The 17,210-nt window shown below is 46.2% G+C and carries 18 protein-coding genes; 11 read left to right on the forward strand and 7 right to left on the reverse strand.

Going from position 1 to position 17,210, the window contains the following annotated elements; genetic code table 11:
- Positions 1–7: 7 nt before the first annotated feature.
- A complete protein-coding gene (gene yidZ, locus C1S73_RS19900) occupies positions 8–976 on the reverse strand; it encodes an HTH-type transcriptional regulator YidZ (protein ID WP_038869058.1) in 969 nt (322 codons plus the stop codon).
- A complete protein-coding gene (locus C1S73_RS19905; RefSeq protein ID WP_038869059.1) occupies positions 951–2,141 on the reverse strand; it encodes an MFS transporter in 1,191 nt (396 codons plus the stop codon). Before C1S73_RS19905 ends, yidZ begins: the two co-directional genes overlap by 26 nt.
- A 132-nt stretch (positions 2,142–2,273) precedes the next feature.
- Between C1S73_RS19905 and C1S73_RS19910 the strand changes: the two genes are divergently transcribed.
- Positions 2,274–2,744: a GNAT family N-acetyltransferase gene (locus C1S73_RS19910; protein WP_038869061.1), complete on the forward strand. Its 471-nt coding sequence runs from the start codon at positions 2,274–2,276 to the stop codon at positions 2,742–2,744.
- A 70-nt stretch (positions 2,745–2,814) separates the two neighbouring features.
- Here the strand turns inward: C1S73_RS19910 and eno are convergent, their stop codons facing one another.
- The gene (eno, locus tag C1S73_RS19915) at positions 2,815–4,098 is read right to left on the reverse strand and encodes a phosphopyruvate hydratase (RefSeq protein WP_038869064.1); all 1,284 of its coding nucleotides are present in this window, start codon (positions 4,096–4,098) and stop codon (positions 2,815–2,817) included.
- A 162-nt stretch (positions 4,099–4,260) separates the two neighbouring features.
- Here eno and C1S73_RS19920 point away from each other — a divergent pair, with 162 nt between their 5' ends.
- Positions 4,261–4,719, forward strand: coding sequence for a GNAT family N-acetyltransferase (locus tag C1S73_RS19920; protein WP_038869065.1), 459 nt, complete (start codon positions 4,261–4,263; stop codon positions 4,717–4,719).
- A 34-nt stretch (positions 4,720–4,753) separates the two neighbouring features.
- Here the strand turns inward: C1S73_RS19920 and C1S73_RS19925 are convergent, their stop codons facing one another.
- Positions 4,754–5,266 carry a DUF2799 domain-containing protein gene (locus C1S73_RS19925; RefSeq protein WP_038869066.1) on the reverse strand — a complete coding sequence of 171 codons (513 nt, stop codon included), beginning with the start codon at positions 5,264–5,266 and terminating at the stop codon, positions 4,754–4,756.
- A gap of 260 nt (positions 5,267–5,526) precedes the next feature.
- Here C1S73_RS19925 and C1S73_RS19930 point away from each other — a divergent pair, with 260 nt between their 5' ends.
- The 4 genes from C1S73_RS19930 to C1S73_RS19945 all read left to right on the forward strand — a co-directional run bounded on the left by C1S73_RS19930 (position 5,527) and on the right by C1S73_RS19945 (position 9,510).
- A complete protein-coding gene (locus C1S73_RS19930) occupies positions 5,527–6,237 on the forward strand; it encodes a response regulator (RefSeq protein ID WP_038869068.1) in 711 nt (236 codons plus the stop codon).
- Positions 6,237–7,679, forward strand: a complete 1,443-nt coding sequence (creC, locus tag C1S73_RS19935) for a two-component system sensor histidine kinase CreC (RefSeq protein WP_038869071.1) — start codon at positions 6,237–6,239, stop codon at positions 7,677–7,679. The genes C1S73_RS19930 and creC overlap by 1 nt, the downstream gene beginning before the upstream one ends.
- 75 nt (positions 7,680–7,754) lie before the next feature.
- Positions 7,755–9,095 (forward strand): cell envelope integrity protein CreD, encoded by a 1,341-nt coding sequence (creD, locus tag C1S73_RS19940; protein ID WP_038869072.1) that lies wholly within the window; start codon positions 7,755–7,757, stop codon positions 9,093–9,095.
- Positions 9,082–9,510, forward strand: a complete 429-nt coding sequence (locus tag C1S73_RS19945) for a ribosomal maturation YjgA family protein (protein ID WP_038869074.1) — start codon at positions 9,082–9,084, stop codon at positions 9,508–9,510. The genes creD and C1S73_RS19945 overlap by 14 nt, the downstream gene beginning before the upstream one ends.
- Before the next feature lie 240 nt (positions 9,511–9,750).
- On the opposite strand, the gene C1S73_RS19950 is transcribed toward C1S73_RS19945, so the two are convergent.
- The gene (locus tag C1S73_RS19950; protein WP_038869182.1) at positions 9,751–10,425 is read right to left on the reverse strand and encodes a fructose-6-phosphate aldolase; all 675 of its coding nucleotides are present in this window, start codon (positions 10,423–10,425) and stop codon (positions 9,751–9,753) included.
- 254 nt (positions 10,426–10,679) lie between these two features.
- On the opposite strand from C1S73_RS19950, the gene C1S73_RS19955 reads away from it, so the two are divergent.
- From C1S73_RS19955 to C1S73_RS19980, 5 genes are all read left to right on the forward strand, one after another.
- Entirely contained in the window at positions 10,680–11,621 is a 942-nt protein-coding gene (locus tag C1S73_RS19955) for a glycyl-radical enzyme activating protein (protein WP_038869076.1), read from the forward strand.
- A 2-nt stretch (positions 11,622–11,623) separates the two neighbouring features.
- Positions 11,624–14,047: a formate C-acetyltransferase/glycerol dehydratase family glycyl radical enzyme gene (locus tag C1S73_RS19960; RefSeq protein ID WP_038869077.1), complete on the forward strand. Its 2,424-nt coding sequence runs from the start codon at positions 11,624–11,626 to the stop codon at positions 14,045–14,047.
- A gap of 238 nt (positions 14,048–14,285) precedes the next feature.
- Positions 14,286–14,615, forward strand: a complete 330-nt coding sequence (locus tag C1S73_RS19970) for a hypothetical protein (RefSeq protein WP_038869078.1) — start codon at positions 14,286–14,288, stop codon at positions 14,613–14,615.
- A gap of 167 nt (positions 14,616–14,782) precedes the next feature.
- Positions 14,783–15,250: an Sbal_3080 family lipoprotein gene (locus C1S73_RS19975; RefSeq protein WP_038869080.1), complete on the forward strand. Its 468-nt coding sequence runs from the start codon at positions 14,783–14,785 to the stop codon at positions 15,248–15,250.
- A gap of 128 nt (positions 15,251–15,378) precedes the next feature.
- Positions 15,379–15,873 (forward strand): GNAT family N-acetyltransferase, encoded by a 495-nt coding sequence (locus C1S73_RS19980; protein WP_038869081.1) that lies wholly within the window; start codon positions 15,379–15,381, stop codon positions 15,871–15,873.
- Between the two features lie 75 nt (positions 15,874–15,948).
- Here C1S73_RS19980 and cydX read toward each other — a convergent pair whose 3' ends face one another.
- Positions 15,949–16,056, reverse strand: a complete 108-nt coding sequence (gene cydX, locus C1S73_RS19985) for a cytochrome bd-I oxidase subunit CydX (protein WP_010453186.1) — start codon at positions 16,054–16,056, stop codon at positions 15,949–15,951.
- A 10-nt stretch (positions 16,057–16,066) separates the two neighbouring features.
- Positions 16,067–17,203, reverse strand: coding sequence for a cytochrome d ubiquinol oxidase subunit II (cydB, locus tag C1S73_RS19990; protein ID WP_038869084.1), 1,137 nt, complete (start codon positions 17,201–17,203; stop codon positions 16,067–16,069).
- Positions 17,204–17,210 lie beyond the last annotated feature (7 nt).

The raw sequence follows: 17,210 nt of genomic DNA on the forward strand, positions 1-17,210 counted from the left end.
TTTGCCATTAATCGATGTCACTGGAACAACCATAAAGTGACTTAATGGTATTTCGTAACCACACCAGTTTGGGATTGTACGCATTACGTTTGTGCCAAATCATGGTGAACGGGATCAGCAATTTTTCTTGCTGTGGTTGTTCTAAAGGAATGGGTAAGCACACCAAATCTGGATGCAGCTTCTTAGTGTAACTTTCACAGTATTGCGGTGCTGTGGTCAGCATATTGTGGTGTGGTTGCGCGGCCATAAATAGAGACTGTTCGAAGCTCGACATGGTTAAGCCAATGGAGCGCTGTAAACCAAGTTCACTCAATACTTCATCCAGTGCCCACGTCTCACTCTTTTCCCAAACAATATTGATGTGTTGGTAACTCAAAAAGGTTTCAAGGTTCCATTCCTGCTCCAAAGCGGGGTGATCTTTGTGTAGGTACACCATAGGTAAATCTGAGAACAGCACTTCGAAATCAAGAAAGTAAGGAAGCAGGTCGAGTGACTCTTTTGAGCGGGGATGACTCTCTCTGCCGGTGAAGCCGATGTCTGCCTCTCCACGCACAATTGCGTCGAGTGAATCGTAATCCCAGTTACTGGTTTTGACTTTCGCATCTGGGTAGCGCTGGTGGATTGCAACAAGAAGATCATCAAGAATTGTCAGCACTAAAGGTGACTCAATGGTCAGATCAAAGCGCACGCCTTTGGGGGCTATATCGCTGCGCTTCTCTGCAATTTGGCTACCAATTTGTAGCCACTCCGCCAGATCTTGCTCCATGCTTTGCGCTAATGGAGTCGGTGCTAATCCTTTTGGTGTTTTCACAAACAGAGGATCATCAAACCAGTCACGAAGCTTATTGAGCGATTTACTTACCGTTGACGGCGTGACGTTCAATTTCTTCGATGCTTTGGAAACACTCTGCTCTTGCAGCAGCAATTGCAGAGTGAACAACAAGTTGAGATCAAGACGGGCTAGTGATTTCTTCATAGTGGCTTTCATGAGCAGGCTTAGGAATAAATAGTATTAGAGCCAAGCTGATTGCGCCACCCATAGCTAACACAAACACCAACATATTCAGCGCATTAACGCCGATGAACCCCATAAACCAGATGTAGAGGGCAGAGCAACACACTTGAGCGATGCCCAACAGTGAGCTTGCTACACCAGCACGCAGAGAGAAAGGGCTGAGCGCTTGACTCATGGCCACGCCAAAGCCAATCGAGAAGCCAGCGCAAATCAGCCCAAATCCGAATAAGTAAAATGGGATTCCCCATTGGTTTAGATGAGCAAAACCAATCACCATCGCCGCACTGACAAGCAAGGTTTGCGAAGTCAGCATCAGAGTACTTTGTTTAAAGTAAGACAAAGCCAATGGCGCAGAGAAAGAAGTGATCATACTGACTAATGCAGTGCCTGCCATGACAGAAGAATAGCCACCACGATCAAAACCAAGTTCGCCCATCACCAGCATTGGAGAGACATTCACGTAGGTAAGAATGGTGGTCACGCCGATAGCCGTAATGATGAGTCGGCTGATGAAAAAGCGCTCCGCGAACGTTTCTTGGGTAGAAGCTGAAGTGGTGTTTTGTTGTGGCAATGCACTAGGCTTTGATTCTTTCAGCACCAAGGTCGAAAGCAAACAAACCACCACACCCATGCCTGCCATTGTGGTGAATAGGCTTGGCCATGGGAATTTGAGCATAATGAGATGGCCAACAACGGGGGCGATGACAGGAATGATGCAGGTAATGCCGTTTAGCATCGACAGCACCTTAGCGCGGCGTTTGTCATCCAATGTGTCGCGCAAAATAGCAAAAGCAACCACATAGCAAGAGCCAGCCCCAATACCTTGGGCAAAACGTGCGATTAAAAATGTATTGGATTGTTCTGCCATTCCGCCAAGTAATGATGCTGCAATAAAAATGGCTGCACCTACCATCGCCACCGGTTTACGCCCAACGGAGTCGGCGATTTTTCCTGCAAACAGCATGGTGGTTGCCATACCAGCAAGGTAAATAGAAAACGCGATGTGTAATTGTGATTCACTGGCGTTTAAATCCGCGGCAATTTGAGGCAACCCTACAAGATAAAGATCAATGGCGGTAGGATAGAGTAAAACAAGAGAGAAACTACAAAGCAGAAAACGAAACATGACAACCTCACTAACAGTTGATGAGGATAATAGTGTGCTAAACGTTTGCCTGCGAGTGGGAAATACGACAGCAGGTTTTTCCATTTACGACATACCCTGTATGAAATGGGTATAAAAACAGCAAGGATGATTATGATTACCATTGAAAAGTACACGCCATGCCGTCATGAGCAAACCCTTGAGCTGCAAGTCTTAGAGGATCAAGTCCAATACACAGTAGCGAACATTCCAGAGTTATTGGGAAGTCTTAAACCGACAGAGCTAGCGCATTTGATCTTATTGGATGATCAAGTGGTTGGCTTTTTTGTCTTCGATGCCGGATACAGTGAGAGTTACGACTTCTGTCCGGAAAAAAGTTTAGGCGTGCGTTGGTTATTGTTGGATCATCGTCATCAAGGCAAAGGCATTGCCAAGCGAGCCATCAGCCAGTTTGCTGATTATGCGAAATTGCATTTTCCGAGCTTTGATTTTCTCTATTTGACGGTTAATTGCCGCAATGTACCAGCTTATCAGTGCTATTTGAAAGCAGGTTTTGAAGATACCAATGAGCTGTATCATGGTGGTCCGGTTGGGCCTCAGCACATCATGCGACAAGCCTTGTAGTCATTGTGTTAAAAACCAAAATGCCACCCAGCTCTACACTGGGCGGCTTTCTTTTAGATGTATTGAGCTGTTAGCGAACGAAGGCTTTACGACCAGCGAACACCGCCATTGAGCCTAACTCGTCTTCAATGCGCATTAGCTGATTGTATTTTTCGACACGTTCACCGCGACATGGCGCACCTGTTTTAAGATGACCAGTGCGAAGTGCAACAGTCATATCGGCAATAAAGCTGTCTGTGGTTTCACCCGAACGGTGAGAGACAAACGCGCCCCATGCAGCGTGGTGACACATTTGAATCGCTTCAATGGTCTCGGTTAGCGAGCCAATCTGATTCAGTTTGATCAATGCTGAGTTAGCAGCATTCATGTCGATCGCTTTTTGGATGTATTTGGTATTAGTAACCAGAAGATCATCACCAACGATTTCGATCTTACCGCCAAGCTTCTCATTCAATAGTGGCCAGTTATCCCAATCGTCTTCGGCAAGTCCATCTTCGAGAAGAACCACAGGGAAGTCTTCTACCAACTTCTCGTAGTATTCAATCATCTCTGCGGAGGTCAGTTCACGGTTCTCTGAGCGCAGCTTGTATTTACCATTCTCATAGAACTCACTAGAGGCTGGGTCCATACAGATACCGACATCGACACCAGGTTTTAGTCCGGCTCTCTCAATGCCTTTGACAATCAACTCTAATGGTTCGCGGTTGGACTTCACAGCTGGCGCAAAGCCACCTTCATCACCGACGCCTACTGAGTGATTAGACTCCAACAGAACTTGGCGCAATGCATGATACACCTCGCTGCCCCATTGTACCGCTTGCCTAAAGTTCTCAGCACCGTATGGCGCAATCATGTATTCCTGAAAATCCGGACCTTGCCAGCGAGCATGCACACCGCCGTTGAGGATGTTCATACAAGGCACAGGCAATAGGTTAGCGCCAACACCACCGAGATACTGATACAAAGGTATGTCAGCGGTTAGTGCAGCTGCGCGAGCAACAGCAAGGGAGACACCAAGAATGCCATTCGCGCCGAGACGGGATTTGTTTTCGGTGCCATCTAGCTCGATCATAATGCGGTCAATTAATGCTTGATCGCGCGAGTCCAAACCAACAATGGCTTCAAGCACTTCGGTGTTGATCAGTTGAACAGCATTGAGTACACCTTTGCCACCAAAGCGGGTGTCGTCACCATCTCGCAGTTCAACCGCTTCTCGTGAACCTGTACTGGCACCCGATGGCACCGATGCTCTTGCTGCAATGCCACAGCCGAGTGTGACTTCGACTTCCACAGTCGGATTTCCGCGTGAATCCAAAATTTCGCGCGCCAGAATATCCTCAATCAAGAAATCCATAGTATGTCCTCAATGATCAGTTAGGTGGGGAAATGACTTTAAGAGTGTAGACACAGATTTTTGATTACGATGACTCTTGATATCTTTGATGTTGAAGACAGTTGTTTATGTGGCTGTTTTCACATAAATTCCAGAAAGGCCATTGGTTATCAAGGAAGAGTCGTGAAGATAGAAGTCGACAATTTAGAAAGAACAGCAGTAATTGCATTGCTAGAAGAACATTTGCAAGACATGTACGCCACGTCGCCACCAGAGAGCGTGCATGCGTTAGATTTAGATAAGCTCAAAGCGCCAGAAGTGACATTTTGGACCGGATGGAAGGGTGAACAACTGCTTGGTTGTGCCGCGATTAAAGAATTGGATAGCCAACAAGCGGAACTGAAATCCATGCGCACCACGCCAGCGGCAAGAAACCAAGGAGTGGCGTCTCAATTATTGATTCATGTGATTGAACAAGCGAAGCAAAAAGGTTTGCAGCGCTTGAGTTTAGAAACGGGCTCGATGGAATTTTTTAAACCTGCGCGCCTGTTGTATGAAAAGCATGGCTTTGTGTACTGCGAGCCGTTTGGGGATTACGAACTCGATCCGAACAGTCAATTCATGACCCTAGAACTGAGCTAGGGCCATGAATTTTTAGAAGCGAAATCCAATCGATTTAGAAATTTAGATTCAAGTTGATGGTTGGCGACAACAGGTCTGAACGCTCGTCAGCCAATCGCTTTCTCTTCTCTTTCAGACGTTTGGCATTGTCTTTGTCTGGGTTGCCATCAAGTTGATTATCGATGACCGAGATTTCAGTATCGATCTCTTGGATGCGTTGCTGGCGTTGATATTCTTGATGACCTAACTGGTAGTTTTCAATGAATTCTTTGCTGCTGCACACGCCGTAATATTCTTTGCCTTCGATACCGACAGTGTAACCATTGTCTGGTGAGCAATACTGGATAGTGCCTTTATCAAAGCCTTCTTTCCATTTCGCTCGGTCTGGTGTCACACCCGCTTCACCACAGTCTTCGGTATAACTATTAATAACGTTTGGATCGTTGCCGTCTCGGCCATCTTGATAACCTAACTTGTACCAGTTCGCCGTCTTGCACTCATCCGGAGACATGCTGGCGCAACCAGAGAGCAAAGTGAGTAAAGCTAGGGGGATTAGCGCTCTTTTCATCAGTTACTGTCCTTTAAACAAAATCGAATTGATAACTCGAGTGTAAAATGAACACTGTTCATATCAATGGTTGAAATCATTGTATTCACAATTGTAGTGACTCATCAGTGTGAGTGATAAGTTCACCACGCTGAATGAGAGGGTGTTTGATTAATATTATTCACGGATTTTGCCTTTGTGGTATCAATCCGATAGCCTTTGCGCCAAAGTAAGTGAACAAGATGTGTATCTAAACAAGTATCGTCAGTGAGGTTAGAACATTGAGCGACCAATCAACCGTCGTCATTATTGAGGATGAATCTGCCATCGCAGAGAACCTGATTCATGTATTAGAGATGGATGGCTACCACGCAGAGTGGTTTGCAACGGCAGGAGAGGGCTTAGCCTTTTTGCAGCATAACTCTGCCGCGTTACTTGTGTTAGACGTAGGCTTACCGGATGGCAATGGTTTTGAATTATGCAAAACCATCCGCGAGTTTTCTGATATTCCCATTATCTTTCTCACCGCAAGAAGCGATGAAATTGACCGCGTAGTGGGCTTGGAGATTGGTGCGGATGATTACGTGACTAAGCCATTTAGCCCGCGCGAAATGTTGGCTCGCATTAAACTTCGAATCAAAGCTAAAGCGCCAATGATGGAGCACAAACCAGAGCCTGTGGCTGTTCTACAACAACCTCATTTGAACCATGATTTAGTTGCGCAAAACTTCGATTATGGTGTTGGCGGGCAAATGCTCGGGCTGACCGCAGTCGAATTCAAGATCCTCGATAAACTGATTTCCGTCTCTTCCAATGTATTGAGTCGAGAGCAACTTATGATCGCGGCAGACATGGCGCCAGAGGCTGCGTACGAGCGCAATATCGATACTCATATCAAAGCTATTCGCCATAAGTTGAAGCCGTTTGGGATGTCTGAACGTATCTGCACCAAGCGTGGCTTTGGTTACTTCTACTGCATTAAAGGTGAATGATGAATCGCTGGCCGAAGATCCCGCTTGGACTCAGACTGTTTTTTCTCTACTTCATCTTAGTCGGAATGACGGCTTACATGGTGAGCAAAACGGTTGTCCAAGAACTTAAGCCAACCGTGCGCCAAACTACCGAAGAGACGCTGGTGGATATGGCGAACTTGCTTGCGGTATTGGCGGAAGAAGACGTTGCAAACGGAAAGTTGTCTGAGAGTCGCTTCTCCAAACTACTAGTGGCTTATGGGCAGCGAGAACCTCAAGCGCGCATTTGGGAAATTGGCAAAAAAGCGATTAACCATCGAATTTACATCACCGACAAACAAGGCATTGTGATTGCGGATTCTTGGCAGCAAGACGTCGGTAAAGACTACTCACAATGGAACGATGTATATCTCACGTTGCGTGGTCAATACGGCGCGCGCAGTACCATCGAAGACCCGAAAGATCCGCTCTCAACCGTTATGCACGTTGCTGCGCCCATTTATCATAAAGGCGAAATTATTGGCAGCGTGACGGTGGCAAAATCCAATCGCTCAGTACAACCCTTCATCGACCTTTCTAAACGCAATGTGCTGTTTTGGATGGTGTGGATGAGTGGTTTAGTGCTATTGGCAGGGGCATTGTTTGCTTGGCGAATTCACTCGGCACTGAACAAGCTAGAAGACTACGCGACCAAAATGGGTGAGGGCGAAAAGGTCTCTAAGCCGACATTTCGTATCTTTTATGAGTACGGCACGCTAAGCGACGCATTGGAGAAAATGCGCAATCAGCTCGATGGTAAACAGTATGTGGAAGAGTACGTACAGACGCTGACTCATGAGCTGAAAAGCCCGTTATCAGCGATTAAAGGCGCGAGTGAAATATTGCAAATGCCGTTGCCTGAAGAAAAGGTCACACGCTTTGCTGGCAACATTGAGCGAGAAAGCGATCGCATGCAGTCATTGATTGATAAGCTGCTAGAACTTGCTCGTCTTGAAAAGCGCCCTGAACTAGAACAAGTCGAAGCTATCTCGCTAAAACAAATGGTCAATGAAGTGGTTGAATCGGCGGATGCGCGTTTGAGTGCTAAGTCGGTCACTGCCAAAATCCAAATTGATGACCATCTCTCCGTGCTTGGTGATGCCTTCTTACTGAAACAAGCCGTTTTTAACTTGATGGACAATGCGCTGGATTTTGTTGATTCAGAGGGATGCATTGAATGGAAAGCGGAGGTCACAAAAGAGAAGGTGTGCTTGTCGATTTTCAATTCAGGTCCTCACATTCCCGACTACGCGATGTCGCGTTTGACCGAGCGCTTCTACTCCCTCGCTCGGGAAAATGGCGTTAAGAGCACTGGGCTTGGGCTGAATTTTGTTGAGCAAGTGACCAAGCTGCACAAAGGTAAGTTGCAAGTCGAAAACGTCGATTCTGGCGTGAAAGTTACCCTGATTTTACCAACTCCATAGAAACTCCACATTAGCTCCATTCGTTCTCCAAATTGCTGATTTAGATTACTCCCATCAGCAAATGGAGAATGAAACATGAAAAAGATCCTCAATAACCAACTCGGCACGAAGTTCGCCTTCGTGCTGTTTTTGTTTGTCTTACTGCAAATCCCGCTTTCAATGGTCACAGGGTTGATCTCAGAACGCTCATATCGCCAAGATGAAGTCAGAAACGACATCGCACGCAGCAGCAGCGGCGAGCAGCGCATCATTGGTCCATTCATCATGGTTAACTACACCGAAACCAGTTACCGAGATGACAAAGTACAGATTAAAGAGCGTCGTAAATTTCTTTTACCTAGCACTTTTGATATGAGCGCGAATCTGGACAGTTTTGAAAAGTACCGAGGCATTTACCGTGCGCGTTTATACAAAGCACAAGTGGCACTGAAAGGCACTTTTGATGCAGACGATCTCGCGGCGTTGCAGGGGCTTGATATTGACAACATGAGCCTAGTGGTTGGCATTGAAGACAGCCGCGGATTAATTCGTTTGGATGACATGACACTGGCGAGCGCTGACATCGAAGTCGCACCGGGAACAGGGTTAAATCAGTTACCACAAGGCTTCCACAGTGATCTGACACTTGCAGACCTAAACCCAGCACAACCTTTGGCTTTCGATCTTAACTTCTTGCTGCAAGGGATGGGGCAGCTTCAAGTCACCCCAATCGGCAGTCAAACAACAGTTGAACTCTCTTCAACTTGGGCACACCCGAGCTTTATTGGTGATTACTTACCGGTGTCATCAGAAGTCTCTGAAGATGGATTTAACGCACAATGGGCGAGCAACAACTTCTCTACCAATATCGCGCAGTTGTTCCAAAGCTGTTTGTCATCGAATCACGCTTGTCACGAGCTTGAACAGCGACAAATGGGCGTAGATTTGATTGATCCCGTGGACCACTATTTGAAATCTCACCGAGCTGTGAACTATTCACTGTTGGTTATCACATTAGTATTTGCGAGTTTCTTCTTACTGGAGCTGTTCCAAGCGCGTCCGGTTCACCCAGTGCAATACGGCTTTATTGGTCTGGCTTTAGCGCTTTTTTATCTATTGCTGATTTCGATGAGTGAACATCTGGGCTTTAACTGGGCGTATGTGGTGTCAGCAGTCGCATCGACGGGGCTTTTAAGTGTGTACGTGAGCGGTATGTTGAGCAACACCAAACACGGCACGATATTCGGAGCGTGTTTACTTACTCTCTACGGATTACTGTTTGGCTTGCTACAAGCAGAAAGCTACGCATTGGTGATGGGGACATTACTGTGTTTCGCGATTTTGAGCTTCACTATGGTCATTACACGCAACATCGATTGGTACGCACGAAATAAGAAAGCAGAAGAAAGCGCAAAGGCGAATCATGAAGATGGTTAAACGAGCAATTCTCACTGGTCAGCCAAGCGATATAGTGGAAGAGACGTCTGCTATCCACCTGCGATTTTCTGCAAAAAATGGACTGAAAAGCTTGGTGTGTTTTATCGCATTGGTCGTTATTGCGCTCTATGTTCGAGACAGCTTTATTCGTCCGACAGTTGGTGATGTTCTCGTTGTGGTTTGGCTCTACTACTTTCTTGCAAGTATGTTCTCTATGCCCGTTAACTGGCTGGTTTCATTGGTGGTGTTGATTGCGTTTGCTGTCGAGTTGGGGCAATTGCTTCAGGTCGCAGCTTGGCTTGGTATCGAATCTTCATCGCCTCTGGCTGTAATTTTGGGCGCCACATTTGATTGGAAAGATCTGCTGGCTTACTGCATCGGAGGTCTACTGTGTTGGTGGATGGAAAAGAAATGAAAACCGAGATGAAAGTTATTGTGCTACCAAACCGACTCCGCCATTCCAAACGAGGTATTCGTAAGAGGCTCAAAATCAGTTTACTCAAGCGCGTGTACCTTTGGTCACTGACTAATAGAGAACTGCTGTAAACCTCACCTCTTTATATGAGATACAAAAGGGAATCTTAAACTCACCGGCGCACAGGGTGAGTTAAGATTCCCTTTATTATTCATTGAGACGTCTAGCTGTTACTTTTAATTAGCTTTCAAATGAAAGTTTCTCGCCGAACGTCTCTTTCCAGTCTTTCTCGAACTGCTCAACCGCCGGTTTTACTGCTGGATGTGCGAACATTTGTGCCGCCACATCAGTTGGTAATGTAATGGCTTCGATGCCCAGTTTCATCACCTCCATCGCTTGTTGAGTGTTCTTGAAACTGGCTGCCAAAATCTTCGCTGATAGTTGGTTTTGATCGAGCAACAATTGAAGATCCGCGACCACTTCAACACCATTGCCGTTCATCGCATCAATGCGGTTTACGTAAGGTGCTAGGTAGTCTGCACCGCACAGTGCTGCAAGGAAACCTTGTTGAGCTGAATAGATAGCGGTAGCAAGAACCTGAATTCCCTCTTTTTTCATTAGCTTAATTGCTGCTAATCCGGTTTCTGTGGCTGGCACTTTTACCACCATATCGTAAGGCAATTCATTCAGTTGGCGCGCTTCTGCCACCATACCTTCGACGGTTGAACTCACGACTTGAGCATGAAAGCGAGGTGCACCGCCAAGTGCTTCTTGCATGCCTGCTAGGGTTTCATTCAGTCCCTGTTTTGACTTCGCCAAAATGCTTGGGTTTGTCGTCACGCCTTTTAGCGGTAGGCACTGGTTAAAGCGTTTTACTTCTGCCACATCAGCAGTATCTAAATAAAGTTCAATCATGGTTTCTACCTTAAACAAAATCTTCGTTTTGATGATGGGATCACTATAGATCTGACAATCGAACGAGATCTTGATTTTGATCAATTGAAATTTCATTTGAAACTATAATAATTTCATTAAATGAAAGTTAAGTGAAACTTGTAAACGCTCAAATGAAGCTTTCAGTTCGAACAAAGAAAAGCCGCTGATAAGACTTAACCAGCAAGAAACGGATTAAGTACACAGCGGTAGCACAGACCAAGAGGCAAGCAGAGATGTATTTCAATATCCAACGATTCTCTACCCATGATGGCGATGGCATTCGTTCCATTCTTTTTCTTAAAGGATGCAGTTTGTCTTGCCCTTGGTGTCAAAACCCAGAAAGCCGCAACGAAAAGCATTCACTCTTATTTGATCAGCGAAGTTGCATGGAAGATTGCCAGCTGTGCGTTTCTGCTTATCAAACTACAACTCAATCTACTGCGGGTAGTGAAACGGTGAGCGATGGTATTCAACGCATCGACAACCAGATCATCATCAATCGCAAAGCCATCAAAGAAGACCAACTGATCGCGCTTCGAAACGTCTGTCCTACGCAAGCATTGACTGTCTGCGGTGAAGAAGCGAAATCAGACATGCTGTTCGACACCTTAATGAAAGACAAACCTTTCTACGACCAAAGCCAAGGTGGTGTGACCTTCTCCGGTGGTGAGCCACTCATGCAAGCAGATTTGGTGGCAGAACTCGCGCAGCGTCTGCATGACAACCAAGTCTCGACTGCGATTGAATCGTGTATGCATGTGCCGTGGAAGAACGTCGAAAAAGCCGCGCCGCATATCGATTGTTGGTTGGCGGATTTAAAACACACCGATGAAGAGAAGTTTCTTAGCTGGGCGAAAGGTTCACTAAAACGCATCAAAGACAATTTCCGAAAACTGGCACCTATCGCGAAACGCATTGTGATTCGCGTTCCCGTGGTGCCGGGGTTCAATGACACCATCGAAGAGTTGAAAGACATCATCGATTTTGCGGCTTCACTAGAAAGCTGCCAAGAACTTCACTTGCTGCCGTACCACACGCTCGGCATCAATAAATACCGTTTGCTCGATATGCCTTACGAGTGTTCTGACAAGCCACTAAACAAACCAGAACTGCTAGAAAGCGCCATGCAATACGCAAGCGAAAACACCCAACTTAACGTGATTGTAAGAGGTTAACTATGGACCTGAATTGCCTTCCTGAGCGTATCAAAGCGCACAAATCGGCACTGGTAAATATCGTAACGCCACCTGTCTGTACCGAGCGTGCAGAGGCATACACTCGTGCTTATCAAGCAAACGAAGACAAACCTGTAATTGTCCAACGTGCGCTAGCATTGCAAGAGCACTTACGCACTCGTACTATTTGGATTAAACACGATGAATTGATCGTCGGTAACCAAGCGAGCAAAGTGCGCGCTGCGCCTATTTTCCCAGAATATACAGTCCGTTGGATTGAAGCGGAAATTGATGAGCTAGCCGACCGTCCTGGTGCAGGCTTTGCGGTCACTGAAGAAGATAAGCAAAGCATCCACAGCATCACACCGTACTGGCGTGGCAAAACCGTTCAAGACCGTTGTTATGGCTTGTTTACTGATGAGCAACAAGAGATCTTAGCTAGCACCATCATTAAAGCCGAAGGCAACATGACTTCGGGTGATGCGCACCTTGCGGTGGATAACGAAAAAATCTTGAAGCTAGGCATGAACGGCTTGCTAGAGGATGTTCGTCAGCACCGTGCTAACAATGATGTTTCGACCTTTGAAGGCTTGAAGAAAGAGCAGTTCTACAAATCGGTCGAAATCGTACTACTTGCGATTCAAGATCACATGGTGAGCTACGCTGAATTGGCGGCAAAAATGGCGTTAGAAGAGATACGCCCGCTACGCAAAGCTGAATTAGAAAGTATTGCAGCAAACTGTCGTCATGTCGCGAACCACGCACCAGAAAACTTCTGGCAAGCACTGCAATTGAGCTACTTCGTTCAATTGATGCTACAAATCGAATCGAACGGTCACTCGGTTTCTTTCGGTCGTATGGACCAATTCCTAAACGAATTTTATGTTCGCGATATCGAAAACGGCACGATTGAGAAAGACTTTGCATTAGAGCTTTTACAAAGCTGTTGGTTGAAGCTGCTTGAAGTAAACAAGATTCGCTCTGGTGCTCACTCGAAAGCATCGGCAGGTTCTCCGCTGTATCAAAACGTGTGTATCGGCGGTCAGAAGTTGAATGAAAAGGGTGAGCCTGAAGACGCAGTGAATCCCCTTTCTTGGGCGATTCTGGAATCTTGTGGTCAGTTACGTTCGACGCAACCTAACTTGAGTGTGCGTTATCACGAAGGTTTGAACCAAGAGTTCTTAATGGGCTGTATCGAAGTGATTAAATGCGGCTTCGGTATGCCAGCGTTCAACAACGATGAGATTGTTATTCCTGAATTCATCAAGCTTGGCGTAGAGAAAGAAGACGCTTACAACTACGCATCTATCGGCTGTATCGAGACGGCGGTTCCCGGCAAATGGGGTTACCGTTGTACGGGCATGAGCTTCATTAACTTCGCTCGTATCCTGCTCGCTTCATTGAACGAAGGTGTGGATGCAACAACGGGTAAAGCCTTCTTGCCGCACGATAAGTCATTAGCAAAAGGTAACTTTGAGAACTTTGAGCAAGTGACGGCTTCTTGGGCAGAGCAAATCCGCTACTACACCCGTAAATCGATTGAGATTGATACGGTAGTCGACAGTGTGCTTGAACAGCAGGCACAAGACATATTCTGTTCAACGCTGGTGGATGACTGTTTGGCTCGCGGTAAAACCGTGAAAGAAGGTGGCGCGAAATACGATTGGGTATCTGGCTTGCAAGTCGGTATCGCAAACTTGGGTAACAGCCTAGCAGCAATCAAACATCTTGTTTTCGATGATGCGCAAATCACCCAACCAGAGCTGGCAAAAGCATTAGCAGAAGATTTCGACGGCATGGAGAACGAGCAGCTTCGCCAACGTCTTATCAACTTTGCACCAAAATACGGTAACGATGATGACGCGGTAGACCAACTGCTGGCAGACGCGTACCAAGTGTACATTGATGAGCTAGAGCAGTTCGTTAATACGCGTCATGGGCGTGGTCCAATTGGCGGAGGTTACTACGCAGGTACATCAAGCATCTCGGCAAACGTCCCATTCGGCGCCTCAACCATGGCAACGCCGGACGGTCGTAAAGCGAAAACACCACTGGCAGAAGGTGCAAGCCCGTCATCTGGCTCAGACCGTTTAGGTCCAACAGCGGTATACAACTCGGTCGGTAAGATCCAAGCGAATAAGATCCTTGGTGGCGTGCTGCTTAACCAGAAGTTAAGCCCGGCAGCGGTTGAGTCTGAAGGGGATAAGCTCAAGCTCTCTATGCTCATTCGTACCTTCTTCAACCACCACAAAGGTTGGCACGTGCAGTACAACATCGTCTCTCGCGAGACCTTGTTAGCTGCGAAGAAGAACCCTGAACAATATCGTGACCTTGTTGTGCGAGTTGCAGGCTACTCGGCCTTCTTCACCGCGCTATCACCTGACGCGCAAGACGACATCATCGCACGTACTGAGCACGAACTGTAAGTACACCAGTTTGAGACGTTTATACGTCTTGGCAGAGGCGCCTAAGCATGCTGTGCGGAACTTAAAAGCTCGCGAGGCACTTAAAGTGACATATTAGTAAACGCGTTAGAGCGTCACAAAGGCACCGATTGGTGCCTTTTTCTATTTGAGCTGTATCGTGTTTAGTTGCATAACTGATTGATTAATTGGGTGGTTTAAATAGGGTGGGAGAAAATTAAAAAGAAGGGTAGAAGAACGGATGTTTTTACTCATCGCAATACTTGCAGGGGTAGCGGCGTTAATTTGGTTTTATCGAGAAGGGCAAGTCATTGGCTTGAACCGGATCCTCGGCATACTTTATTTTATTGTTTACGCTGTGGTGTATTTGTACGTTCCACCATTTCTCGAAATGGGGCATCAATACATTGGCAAAACCTACGAGCTGATCCCCATCGCCTGCCTTTACGGCATTTTGTACCCAGATCCTGAGGAAGCAACGACTGAACAGAAGGCGATAACCTTTTTTTCATGGTGTGGCTTGATCTTTATCAGCTGTTTCTTGTTGTATTTCAAAATGAATGTCTGGTGAGAAACTAAACACTAAGTGCAAGGAAGATAAATGAGTTATGAATTATTTATCCTGTTGATTTTGTGAGAAGGATTATTGAGGTGTTGAATTAAAACTGCCAGAATCCAATATTCGATGCTGATTATTCATTTGGCGTCATTGGTTGTCATTTAAAAACAGAGAAAAATATGTTTAAAAAAGCACTCGTTCTGGCTCTTCCGGTTATATTAGCAGGTTGTTCTGCTCCTAAATTCACTGCTGAGCCTATTGCACAGTCGAATCAAAGCAAAGAAATCACTATCGTAAAAGATGATGCGACAAGGGAAGTGTTCATGGATTCGTTGCAAGAATGGTGCTTAGACACAGCACGTAAATGTACTGTTGTAAGTGACGGTACAGCGCCTAAGACAGACGAACTGACGTTAACTTACGTTTCACGTTGGAGTTGGGATTTGAGAACGTTTATCGCTGATGCAAAAATTAACGCCTACAAGAATGATCAGAAAGTCGGCCACGTTGAATTTAAAGCGTCCAACAATGGTAATTTAGACAAATTTGGTGACGATACAAAGCGTATTGAATCGATGATTCAAATTTTATTTGGTGAGCAAACTATTAGTGACGCTCAGCAAAAAATTAAATCTGGCGAAATCTAAGCACACAGTTTAAAAATGTAAGAGCATCGATACTCTAGTAAAGCTCAAAAGTAATGTTTTTCTTTTGAGCTTTATGTTTTTATGTCATTTAAAGCGCATATGAAATAAGCCTAAATAAGTGAAATGATATGGAAATAGCTAAAGCCAATCTCAGCCATTTTGAAGCGTTTGAGCAGTATGTTGAAAAGTGTGCTCAGGCGGGAATGGAAATGTACGTCGCCGCCCAACGCGACAGTGACGCGCTGCTGAAAAAACGAATTGGATACGCGAAAGGCGAAGGTTTGCCGGAAGGTTGGACGCCGTCTTCGACTTACTTTTGTATCAAGGAGGGGATGATACTTGGTTCGATTCGAGTTCGTAACGGTAATAACGACTACCTTGAAAATGTGATTGGGCACATTGGTTACGAAACCGCGCCAGATGCTCAAGGCAAAGGCATCGCCACATTTATGTTGAACTGGGTGAAAGCTGAGGTTCTTGAAGGCAGCGCAATCGTTACTTGTGATGTGAACAATACCGCATCAAGACGCGTGATCGAAAAAGCGGGTGGCGAGTTCCTCAATACGTTTTATTCAGAACAAGATCAATACGAAGTGCGCCGCTATCAAGTGACGGCAGAGTAAACTCATTGAGATGAACAAACGCCCTCGTGATTGAGGGCGTTTGTTATTGGTAATGTTCCATTCTGAAGTGAGAAATTAGAACTCTTCCTCTTCAAAGCGTCCTGTGTTCTCTAGCCATAAACCATTGATGACACCAAAGGCGCAGGCGAGTAACACGCCAAGTACCCAACACATGTACCACATACTTGCCTCCTTAATAGAGCGATGAGCTGTTGCTGCGGATGTAGTTGTTATCCAAACGTCCGAACATTTTGTAGTAACACCATGCGGTGTAGCCCAGAATCACAGGCACAACGATGATGGCAACGATAGAGATAATGCCGAGCGTTTTCTCACTCGATGTCGCATCCCATAACGTTAAGCTGTGCGATGGGTTGATGCTTGATGGCATGATCATCGGGAACAAGGTGACGCCTGCCGTTAAGATGATGCAAGCAATCGCAATGCTCGACATAGTAAACGCCACCCCAGCACGGCGAGAGACGGTTGCCCAAAAGCACACGAGTAAGCTCGTTACCGCAGTGAATGGAATCAACCAAAGTTGCGGCATTTCGCTGAAGTTATGCAATAAATCACCCGCGATGCTCACCACTTGTTTGTTGAGTGGGTTTGAAATGCCATCTTTAAGCATTGCGCCTATGATGATGTAACCCGATTGCGATGCCGCGAACAAACCGCCAAACATAAACAGCAACATGGTTGCCCCCGCGCCCCACAACGTGATGTTTTGTGCTCGAGTGCGTAGCTCATGTTTGGTTTTCATTTGAAGGAAAGCAGCCCCTTGTGTCACCACCATGGTTAAGCTCACCAAGCCACACAGAATTGGGAATGGAGTGAGCAAGTCAAAGAATCCACCTTGATAATCGAGCATCAGCAAGTTGTTTAACTCGAACGGCACACCGACTAACAAGTTACCGAAGCCAACCCCAAAGATAATCGGTGGAATCACACCGCTGATGAACAAGGCGATATCACATGCGTTGCGCCATTGCGGATTATCGATTTTAGCTCTGTAATCCATACCGATAGGACGCAACCAAAGGGATGCGAGCACCAACAGCATGGCAATGTAGAAGCCGGAAAACGCTGCGGCGTATACCAAGGGCCATATCGCAAAGATGGCACCACCTGCGGTAATTAGCCAAACTTGGTTGCCGTCCCAGTGTGGCGCGATAGCGTTAAGCATTACGCGACGTTCGAGGTTCTTTTTCCCCATAACTGGGAGCAGCGCGGCCACCCCCATATCGAATCCGTCAGTGATGGTGAAACCAATCAACAGCACACCAACGATCGCCCAAGTAAATAGGCGTAGGTTTTCGTAATCAAACATAGTGCCT

Origin of the sequence: Vibrio jasicida 090810c, from assembly GCF_002887615.1 — a bacterium.
GTDB lineage: Bacteria > Pseudomonadota > Gammaproteobacteria > Enterobacterales > Vibrionaceae > Vibrio > Vibrio jasicida.

Bases quoted from the DNA above. Each gene is read 5' to 3' on its own strand.
- cydB (WP_038869084.1), bottom strand. From the start codon at position 17,203: ATGTTTGATTACGAAAACCTACGCCTATTTACTTGGGCGATCGTTGGT.
- C1S73_RS19955 (WP_038869076.1), top strand. From the start codon at position 10,680: ATGTATTTCAATATCCAACGATTCTCTACCCATGATGGCGATGGCATT.
- creD (WP_038869072.1), top strand. From the start codon at position 7,755: ATGAAAAAGATCCTCAATAACCAACTCGGCACGAAGTTCGCCTTCGTG.
- cydX (WP_010453186.1), bottom strand. From the start codon at position 16,056: ATGTGGTACATGTGTTGGGTACTTGGCGTGTTACTCGCCTGCGCCTTT.
- yidZ (WP_038869058.1), bottom strand. From the start codon at position 976: ATGAAGAAATCACTAGCCCGTCTTGATCTCAACTTGTTGTTCACTCTG.
- C1S73_RS19945 (WP_038869074.1), top strand. From the start codon at position 9,082: ATGAAGATGGTTAAACGAGCAATTCTCACTGGTCAGCCAAGCGATATA.
- C1S73_RS19960 (WP_038869077.1), top strand. From the start codon at position 11,624: ATGGACCTGAATTGCCTTCCTGAGCGTATCAAAGCGCACAAATCGGCA.
- C1S73_RS19950 (WP_038869182.1), bottom strand. From the start codon at position 10,425: ATGATTGAACTTTATTTAGATACTGCTGATGTGGCAGAAGTAAAACGC.
- C1S73_RS19905 (WP_038869059.1), bottom strand. From the start codon at position 2,141: ATGTTTCGTTTTCTGCTTTGTAGTTTCTCTCTTGTTTTACTCTATCCT.
- C1S73_RS19975 (WP_038869080.1), top strand. From the start codon at position 14,783: ATGTTTAAAAAAGCACTCGTTCTGGCTCTTCCGGTTATATTAGCAGGT.
- C1S73_RS19910 (WP_038869061.1), top strand. From the start codon at position 2,274: ATGATTACCATTGAAAAGTACACGCCATGCCGTCATGAGCAAACCCTT.
- C1S73_RS19925 (WP_038869066.1), bottom strand. From the start codon at position 5,266: ATGAAAAGAGCGCTAATCCCCCTAGCTTTACTCACTTTGCTCTCTGGT.
- eno (WP_038869064.1), bottom strand. From the start codon at position 4,098: ATGGATTTCTTGATTGAGGATATTCTGGCGCGCGAAATTTTGGATTCA.
- creC (WP_038869071.1), top strand. From the start codon at position 6,237: ATGAATCGCTGGCCGAAGATCCCGCTTGGACTCAGACTGTTTTTTCTC.
- C1S73_RS19970 (WP_038869078.1), top strand. From the start codon at position 14,286: ATGTTTTTACTCATCGCAATACTTGCAGGGGTAGCGGCGTTAATTTGG.
- C1S73_RS19980 (WP_038869081.1), top strand. From the start codon at position 15,379: ATGGAAATAGCTAAAGCCAATCTCAGCCATTTTGAAGCGTTTGAGCAG.